Annotated in this window: 2 protein-coding genes; both read right to left on the reverse strand. The window is 63.3% G+C overall.

Features of this window, described 5'->3' with window-relative positions:
- A partial coding sequence (locus tag DC522_RS33535; protein WP_116532699.1) for a 3-oxoacid CoA-transferase subunit B occupies positions 1-602 on the reverse strand: 602 nt, incomplete at its 3' end.
- Positions 602-1,312: CoA transferase subunit A (locus DC522_RS33540; RefSeq protein WP_116532700.1), on the reverse strand; the 711-nt coding region annotated here is incomplete at its 5' end. The genes DC522_RS33535 and DC522_RS33540, both read right to left, overlap by 1 nt.

Consider the following 1,312-nt stretch of genomic DNA (forward strand, 5'->3'; position numbering starts at 1 on the left):
ACGCCGTCGGCGAGCTCGATCAGGGTCATGCCGGAGCCGCCCTTCTTGTCGATGGAAAAGACACCGAGATCGGTGATGACGAGATCCACCACGCCGGTGCCGGTGAGCGGCAGGTTGCACGCCTTGAGGAGCTTCGGCTCCTCTGAGCCATCCTTGCCCTTGGCGACGTGTTCCATGACCACGACCACGCGCTTCACGCCCGCCACCAGGTCCATGGCGCCGCCCATGCCCTTCACCATCTTGCCGGGGATCATCCAGTTGGCGAGGTCGCCGTTCTGCGCCACCTGCATGGCCCCTAAGATCGACAGGTCGATATGGCCGCCGCGGATCATCCCGAAGGAATCAGCAGAGGAGAAATAGCTCGTGGTCGCAAGCTCGGTGATCGTCTGCTTGCCGGCATTGATCAGGTCGGCATCCTCCTCGCCCTCATACGGGAAAGGCCCCATGCCGAGCATGCCGTTCTCCGACTGGAGCTGCACGTGCACGCCGTCCGGAATGTAGTTCGACACCAGCGTCGGGATGCCGATGCCGAGATTCACGTAGTAGCCGTCGCGCAGTTCCTTGGCGGCGCGGGCCGCCATCTGTTCACGGGTCCATGTCATCAGAGGATCTCCTCGCGTTTGCGGGTGGTGCGCTGCTCGATGCGTTTGACCGGGTTCGGCACATGCACCAGGCGCTTCACGAAGATGCCCGGCGTGTGAATGCAATCCGGGTCGATCTCGCCCGCCGGCACCAGATGCTCGACCTCGGCGATGGTCAGTCGCGAGGCGGTGGCCATCATCGGGTTGAAGTTACGGGCGGTCTTGCGGTAGACGAGGTTGCCCTCCGTGTCGCCCTTGAAGGCGTGGACGATCGAGATGTCGGCAAAAAGGCCGGTTTCCATGACGTAGTTCTCGCCATGGAACTCGCGCACTTCCTTGCCCTCGGCGATCAGGGTGCCGACGCCGGTCCTGGTGTAGAAGGCCGGGATGCCGGCGCCGCCGGCGCGGATGCGCTCGGCGAGCGTGCCCTGCGGGTTGAATTCCAGCTCCAGCTCGCCGGACAGGTACTGCTGGGCGAAGGTCTTGTTCTCGCCCACGTAGGACGAGATCATCTTCCGGATCTGGCGGGTTTCCAGCAGCCTCCCTAAGCCGACGCCATCAATGCCCGCATTGTTGGAGATGAAGGTGAGATCCTTCGCCCCCGAATCACGGATCGCCTCGATCAGCGTCTCCGGGATGCCGCACAGGCCGAAGCCCCCGGCCATGATGGTCATGCCATCCTTCACAAGCCCAGCCAGCGCAGACCGCGCATCGCTGTAAACCTTATTCAT

The organism is Microvirga sp. KLBC 81, assembly GCF_003075415.1.
GTDB lineage: Bacteria > Pseudomonadota > Alphaproteobacteria > Rhizobiales > Beijerinckiaceae > Microvirga.